This window comes from Pantoea sp. CFCC18177 (genome assembly GCF_059412425.1).
Window position 1 is genome coordinate 1 of sequence record NZ_JBNBPL010000048.1, and the last position, 7407, is coordinate 7407.

The 7407-nt window shown below is 59.6% G+C and carries 7 protein-coding genes; 6 read left to right on the forward strand and 1 reads right to left on the reverse strand.

The window, feature by feature from the left end; genetic code table 11:
• The first annotated feature begins 142 nt into the window (after positions 1-142).
• Positions 143-1114, forward strand: a complete 972-nt coding sequence (locus ACPUC8_RS25860) for an HlyD family secretion protein (protein ID WP_065810679.1) — start codon at positions 143-145, stop codon at positions 1112-1114.
• Between the two features lie 36 nt (positions 1115-1150).
• Positions 1151-1390: a phosphopantetheine-binding protein gene (locus tag ACPUC8_RS25865; RefSeq protein ID WP_065810680.1), complete on the forward strand. Its 240-nt coding sequence runs from the start codon at positions 1151-1153 to the stop codon at positions 1388-1390.
• A gap of 334 nt (positions 1391-1724) precedes the next feature.
• On the opposite strand, the gene ACPUC8_RS25870 is transcribed toward ACPUC8_RS25865, so the two are convergent.
• Entirely contained in the window at positions 1725-2819 is a 1095-nt protein-coding gene (locus ACPUC8_RS25870; RefSeq protein WP_077268099.1) for an IS5 family transposase, read from the reverse strand.
• A gap of 137 nt (positions 2820-2956) precedes the next feature.
• Between ACPUC8_RS25870 and ACPUC8_RS25875 the strand changes: the two genes are divergently transcribed.
• From ACPUC8_RS25875 to cysC, 4 genes are read left to right on the forward strand one after another with little or no spacing between them, the layout of a single operon-like run.
• Positions 2957-3877 (forward strand): acyl-CoA dehydrogenase family protein, encoded by a 921-nt coding sequence (locus ACPUC8_RS25875; protein ID WP_065810682.1) that lies wholly within the window; start codon positions 2957-2959, stop codon positions 3875-3877.
• Positions 3878-3894: 17 nt separating this feature from the next.
• Positions 3895-4986 (forward strand): hypothetical protein, encoded by a 1092-nt coding sequence (locus ACPUC8_RS25880; protein WP_065810683.1) that lies wholly within the window; start codon positions 3895-3897, stop codon positions 4984-4986.
• Between the two features lie 16 nt (positions 4987-5002).
• Positions 5003-6307: a 3-phosphoshikimate 1-carboxyvinyltransferase gene (gene aroA, locus ACPUC8_RS25885; protein WP_065810684.1), complete on the forward strand. Its 1305-nt coding sequence runs from the start codon at positions 5003-5005 to the stop codon at positions 6305-6307.
• Between the two features lie 22 nt (positions 6308-6329).
• Positions 6330-6842, forward strand: coding sequence for an adenylyl-sulfate kinase (cysC, locus tag ACPUC8_RS25890; RefSeq protein WP_065810685.1), 513 nt, complete (start codon positions 6330-6332; stop codon positions 6840-6842).
• Positions 6843-7407: the final 565 nt, after the last annotated feature.

Below are 7407 nucleotides of genomic sequence, written 5' to 3' on the forward strand. Positions count from 1 at the left end.
ACTCACCGGACGTCGCTCCAACATTCTTCGGCTGGAATAAGCCGATTAATGTTCACAATGTGGAACGACGGAATTTTCTGGGGTTCCGGCGTAGATCCCCCAATTGCGACCCGGCGCCTTCGTCGATGGCGGAAGTCCGCTAATGGAAATCGTCGACGGGCACTTTGATTCGAGGCAGCTAATAGCTCTGCAGCGCGAGGTCGCCATCGCGGAGGACGATGTCAATAAGGCAACGGCACGACTTGGCGCCTTGGAGCAGACACAGGCGGAGCAGCAGCGCAAGCTGGTCTTGGCGCGCGGCCTCAAGAGAGCCGTACTGAGGGAGAGGACCCAGGCTGCCGCCGCGGCCGTACGGGAGGGCGAGGCTGAGATCGACGCGCTGCGGACTGATCTGGCCTCTAGACGGCTGCTTGAAGAGGCCGGGTTCTACTCCCACACCGCGATCACGCGCGCCGACCATGAATTGCGGGCCGCAGAAGAGCGGAAAGAAAAGCTGGAGCGAGACTGGGCCTCCGAAACTGCGGTCAAAAATGGTGCCGAGATCGATATTGGGTTTGATGACGACTCCGGCCCGAAACTGGGTCTTCTCGAAGGTGCTGTGTTGGCGACCAAGCGAGAAATGCAGAGCGCCGCCTTGGATCTCGCGTCCGCGAAGAAGCATCTACGGACATTGCTGGACTCGGAGGCTGCTCTCGCCTCCGCGAGCAACGGACTTCGAAAGGCGACTTTAGTGGCCGGCCAAAGCGGACGGATAAATACCGTGCTGGTCGGGAGCGGAAGCGAGGTCCCCGCCGGCGAAAGGCTCGCATCGCTTGTGGATTGTCACCACCCATACGCCCTTGGCGTAATACCCGAGAGACAGCAGAGACGCGGATGGCGGCTCGGTGACGCGGTACGCGTGGAAGTTGGCGGTTCGAAATATCGTGGCGAGGTCGTGTCCGTGTCCCCGTCGCCACTCACAAGCATCGGAATGTACCCCGCAATCGATGTCATCTCCTCTAAGCCGGACGCTAAGAGCAGCGTCGCCTACGTGCTGGTCAAGATTGCATCTCCGCCGAAGGGCCTTCAGGCCACCTGCCCCGTTGGCTCATACGTTGAGATGGAACTCATCTAGCGGGCAAGTTTCGCGGGACTTCGAGAAGGCGAAAGCATGAATACAGAACTGGCACAGATCCTTGGCGATATTCTTTCCGTTGATCGTCCTTTGGACGGAAGCGAGAGCCTATCCATCCTGGGGTTGGACTCGCTCTCGGTCATACGCCTGGTGGTGAAAATCGAGGAGGATTTGCACATCCGCTTTCCTGAGGAGGCACTGCAGGCAAGCACGTTCTTGACGGTCGACTCGCTGTCTGCGGTTGTGTCCGATCTCGTTAAGGATGCTGGCATATGAGGGAGCTAGCGCTGCCGGAGCGCGTCCGCCTTGCCGCTCGAGACAACGCGGCAGAGGTGGACAGCCGAGGCATGTTCCCGGAGCGCGCTGTACGCAGTCTCAGAGAGGCTCAACTTCTCTCAGCCCCGTTTGGCACGCATCCTTTGGCAACCAGTGCAGAGGTAGTCGAGGGGCTAGCAGGCTGTTGAAAAGCGCCTCATTTTGACGGCCGGGGCACTGTTTAAAAGGGTTTCGTATGCGATTGGCCGTTGAGTTGCAGACGAATCGTGCCGGATGCCCCGCTGGCGAGCGGGCCGGCCGGCGCGTTGCCACGCAACTGCTGCGCTCGGGCGGCTCATCGCGTCGCTCCTTGCGGCACCGCTGCCAGTATTCGGGCCATTCGAGTCAGGTTGCTCGCCAGCATCGTCAGCTTGAAGTGCTGGTCGACCCGTTTGATGCCGCGATACGCGGTCTGCCGAATCCTGCCGACGGTCTTGCCCCAGCCGAAGTGCTCTTCGATTCGCTTGCGAATCACTTGGCTGATGCCATAACCGGCGTGCCGCGACGTCCGTCCGTCGATCGCGCTGCCGCCTTGATGCGTGTCGTTGCGCGCGACGTGCGGCGTCACTTTGCGCGTTCGGCAATCCCGCACAAAGTCGCGCATGTCGTAACCCTTGTCGGCACCGAGCGTCTTGGCGTGACGACCCGGCACGCAATCGAGCAGGCGCAATGCACTCGCGCGTTCGCCGAAACCGTCCGCGTGACTGACCACGGCGCCGACCACCAAGCCCGAGCGGTTCTCCATCAGGATGTGCCCCTGATAACAAAGGATGGCTCCGCTTTGTCGTCCCTTTCGGAACAGGCGCGCATCCGGATCAGTGCTCGATTCATGCGTGTCGTTGCTGCGCCGTTTGCCCTTCCAGTCGGTGTCGACATTGCGGCCGCCGCCGGCCGGCGGATCGTCCGAACCGTCCTTGGGCCGGAAGCTCTTGTGGCTGGCCCACGCCTGGATCAACGTGCCATCGACCGAGAAATGTTCTCTGGAGAGCAGCCCTTGCTTGTCGGCCAAGCTCATGACTTCGGTAAAGAACGCTTCGACCACTTCGTGCTCGAGCAGACGATCCCGATTCTTGGAGAACACCGAGTGGTCCCAGACGGCGTCTTCGATCGCCAGTCCGACGAACCAGCGGAACAGCAGGTTGTAGCGCATCTGCTCCATCAGCATGCGCTCGCTGCGCACCGAGTACAGCACCTGCAGCAGCAACGCACGCAGCAGCTTCTCGGGGGGAATCGACGCACGGCCGCTGTCTGCGTAAATCGTGCCGAACAATCCGTTAAGTCGCTTCAGCGCTTGATTGACCAGCAACCGAAGTGGTCGCAACGGATGATCGGCTGGCACGAAGTCTTCCAGCTTCACCGTCGTGAACAGCGGTTCTTGCATCTCGTCCATTCCGCGCATCGCTCTCGCCTGCCCAAGATCATGAACACGATATCTCTAACGCACTGCCCTCAGGGCCCGTTTACACCGTATCCAATTTCAACAGCCTGCTAGGGGCTGAGTGCCTCTCGACAGCGATGATATATGCCATGCATGTACAACAGGCCTGGGCTGTCCGTTCGGTGGAGGATTGGCTAGAGATCGATCTCCTCCGCGAGTTCCAGGAGAGTGAAAGGCTCGTGGCAAGCGTGACAAGCGAGTACGGGAAGGGCGGAGACGTCACCAAGGCGCTCGCCCCCTTGGAGTACGCCGGCAGCCATGTATTGGTCCGGCGAAAAGCACCAATAGTCAGCTACGGGGAGCACGCCGACAGCTTTCTCATTCTGATGAAAAAAACGGCTGAGGCCCCAGATCGTGACACTTGCTTGGTGATCGCGTCGAGATCCCATGGCGTTGCTCACGCCACGGGCCCGTGGGATTCGTGCGGAATGCGCGGCACGCGCAGCGTGCCGATGGAATTTGATCTGCGCGTTGGGCGGGAGCGGGTCGCGGTACGCAACGTTAGCGCTGTCATCGCCCGAGCGTTTGTACCCGCCGGCCATATCGCTTGGGCTTCTGCTTGGCTGGGCGCGGCCACCGGACTTCTCACTCAGTCTCTAGAAGTCGCTGCGGATAGCTCCCGCCTCGGCGCGATGCTCGCGTCCGATGCATACAGGGAGGCAATCGGCAGAGTAAGAGCAGATCTCGCCGCTATTCGAGCATTGAGGGACAGATGTCTTCATGGCTTCGAACAGATTCAGTATGGTCGCCGCGCGTACGACTATGAGTTCGCCCAGGAAATTTCCTGCCTCAAGGTATTTGCGTCTGAGACAGCCCTAAAAGTGGCTCAAGCCCTGCAGATTCTGGCGGGGGCTCACAACGGATACGTCCGCGCGGCCTCTATTCCGATTGAGCGCACTGTACGCGATCTGCTGGCTGCGCCGCTTATGTACCCTAACCGCTTACTGACGAGTGCCATCGCCACGCTGGAGGCGGCCCGAATTAGGAAAATTGAAGACCCGATTATCTAGATTGAGGCGAGAAGGAAATGCGACACCTGGCTTCGATTCGGTTTATTGCAGATGGGACCACATACGACCACCACGGCCTCAATTGCTGGCGCGTCAGCAAAGGGCTGGCTGTCGAGCATCTGCTTTCCTATGGCTACGAGGCCTACAATTTTGCGCTGGCAACAATTGATCATTACGTGACAGGGCTCCCCCCTTCGCGCTCGGTCGAGTCAATGTTCTTTGGTTCGGGCGAAACGCAAGTCGTTGCTGACGCGCTGGGCGTCGCTCTGGAAGTTGTGGCTACCCCCACAGGGCTGGGCGGCACGATCATGCCCTTGCTCGACGCGGGGCAACCTGTTTTAGTGCCGTGTTGCAAAGGACCGGAGCTGAAATTTTCCGCAAATACAACCGGAACACATTTGATCTTAGTCCGCGCCCTGGACGAGCAGACCGGTGTCGTCGGAACAGTCGACAACGCACAGCTCATCGGCCTTATCAAGACCGCGCGGGTACAGCAGCTCTTTGATTTGCGGGGCGAAGAGTCCGCCTGCGACAAGCAGACTCTGTACGATGTTCTGGGCGACGTCTATGCGGAGCACTACGACACGTTGGGGCGCCTAACCCTGCTCCATCAGCAGTTGTTTAGCGAAGCGACGCACGGGGCACCCTATGTTCTCACCGCTAGAGTGCGAAGCGACTGCCGGACTCAGCCCGCAGCCGAAACTGTCGTGGCTGGCGCCATTGGACGAATCGAATCGGTCAGGGCCGCAATCGAACGCAAGGCCGCTCGCGTCAACGAGGCTTTTCGTTCCGCCCTGGAGAGCGAAGAGCCTTTAACCAAAATACTACGCTTCCTGGCCAACCAACGGAGCTGGGCGAGATGGTTGGGGACCATTCTTGCGCGAGGTGGAATTTTCCAGTCCGCCGATGTAAACTCGCTAAATCATCTTGCTGACGAGGCCGCGCAGGGTTGGCGCGACTATTTTCTGCGGGCGGCCATTGGACGCCAAGTCGCCGGCTCCCTACGGTCGGTGGAAGAAAGAGAACATCGGTTGATCGAATTCGTTCGGGGCCACTGCGCTCAAATGTCGTCAATTGATCATCTTAGTAGCGAGAAATTTCCAGTCTAATTCTAGTGAGGCACACATGAAGGTTACGTTTTCCGGCCGTCTGACTCAGAACCCCACGGTGATTGAGGTTGCCGGCGACAAATCCATCTCTCACCGCGCGGTGATGCTCGGCTCTCTGGCTGAAGGGGTTACCACGGTTCGGAAATGCTTGCTGGCAGCGGACGTGGTCAGCACCATTGGGATGATGCGAGCCATGGGAGTGAGCATCGAGATTGCCAACGGGCTTGTGACGATCTACGGAGCCGGCGAGAGAGGGCTTGCGCGGCCAAATGCGGAGCTCGACGCTGGCAATGCTGGTACTGCGATGAGGCTGATGGCAGGGATCTTGGCAGGGCAGCCCTTCGAAAGCGTGCTAGTTGGAGACCATTCGTTGTCGAAGCGGCCGATGGGGCGTGTTGCAACTCCCCTTGGCCAAATGGGAGCGGAAATTCAACTTTCCCCTTCTGGGACCGCTCCGATGAGGATCGCCGGAACACCCAGGCTGCGCAGCATCACTTACGATTTGCCTGTGGCCAGCGCCCAAGTGAAATCTGCGGTGTTGTTGGCTGGCCTCTATGCAGATGGAGTCACCACGGTAATTGAGCGCAAGCCGACCCGCAACTACACGGAAACCATGGTATCCGCCTTTGGGGGCAACGTCTCGGTCAGCGGGCAAGAGATTCGGGTCGAGCGAAGCAACCTGAAGGGTCGGGACGTTGTTGTTCCCGGCGACATATCGTCCGCAGCATTCTTTATGGTGGCGGCAGCTATCAATCCGGGCGCCTCTATTACGATCAGGAACGTTGGCATTAATCCGACACGCACCGGCATTGTCGACGCACTACGGCTCATGGGCGCGCGCGTGGAGCTTTCGGACCGCCGCAGCTCTGGCGGCGAAGAGGTCGCCGATATAACCGTCACTGGCGCCGAGTTGGCGGGGATCGAGCTGGACGCAGATATCGCCCCCCGGATGATCGACGAGTTTCCTGTGTTCTTTGTCGCCGCGGCCTTTGCCAATGGGACCACTGTAGTGCGCGGCGCGGAGGAGCTCAGGGTCAAAGAGAGCGACCGTATCGAGACCATGCTCGTGGGACTGCGCCAACTGGGCGTGACCGTCGAATCCAAGCCGGACGGCGCGGTGATATCGGGCGTGGGCAGTCGAACCCTCAAGGGTGGTGTCGCAATTGAGACGGCGTACGATCACCGGATCGGTATGGCATTCGCCATCGCCAGCTCTCGCTGCGAAGACGGAATAACGATCGTGGACGCGGAGGCGATTGGAACGTCGTTTCCAGGCTTTGGAGATCTGTGCGCCGGCTGCGGTCTGGTGAGTTCGCAATAAGCAATCCCGTCACGAGGGGCGTATGCGCACTATTTGGATCACGGGCCTGAGCGGAGCGGGCAAGACAACGCTGTCAGTGGAGATTGCCCGCCAGCTTCGAGTACGCGGCTGTCCAGTATGTCTGCTGGACGGCGACGTTGTACGGCAGGGCCTGAGTCAAGACTTGGGTTTTGCGCCTGCTGACCGAACTGAGAATGTACGTCGAGTCGCGGAGGTTGCAAGACTGGCCAACAACTGTGACATCTTCGTAGCCGTCGCACTCGTGTCCCCCTTTGAGCAGGACCGTAGAACGGCAAGGGACATCATCGGGGCCGATCGATATGTCGAGGTTTTCCTTGATGTCCCCTTATCAATTTGTGAGGCCCGGGATGTGAAGGGCCACTACCGACGGGCACGGGCAGGAACGCTAAGCGCCTTTACCGGCGTGTCTCAGGCTTACGAGCCGCCGAAAGCGCCCCAGATTTGTATCAGCGACCCTGGGTTCGATGTTGAAGGTGCAGCTGCCGACATCGTACGACGCGTTACAGGCACGTGACGTCCCAACAGACGACCGACAGCACGAACAACGTCCGCCGACGTAACGCGGGTCTCCGTTTGGGCCCCTCCCCCGCGCCCTGCGCTTCCCATGCGGGAAGAGGACTTCCTGAGAGATTGCTGCAAAACCAATACGGTCTCGCAACACTTCTCCGGCCTGTGCGCGCGAGACGCACTAGGCACGAATTGCGGCGCGTAGTTGTCCTCGAAATGGACGTACCGATTGACGCCTCTAGGTCGCACGCACGGCCGTGAGCAACGACCCATTCGTTTGATTCCATTGTTGAAGTTCCGCGGGCACCGGTGACGTCGCGCGTGCATCGCGGCCCGCCGCCCAACTATCACTACTCGCCAGCAGCGTCGAAGGGAGTACGAATGTTTCGCCTGTGCTTATTCGATCTCGACAACACGCTCGTCCACACGGACGATTTGGAATCGCTTCGGTTAGCCAGCAAGAAACCTAAAGGGGGATCTACGCCGGAACCCCAGAAAATTCCGTCGTTCCACATTGTGAACATTAATCGGCTTATTCCAGCCGAAGAATGTTGGAGCGACGTCCGGTGAGT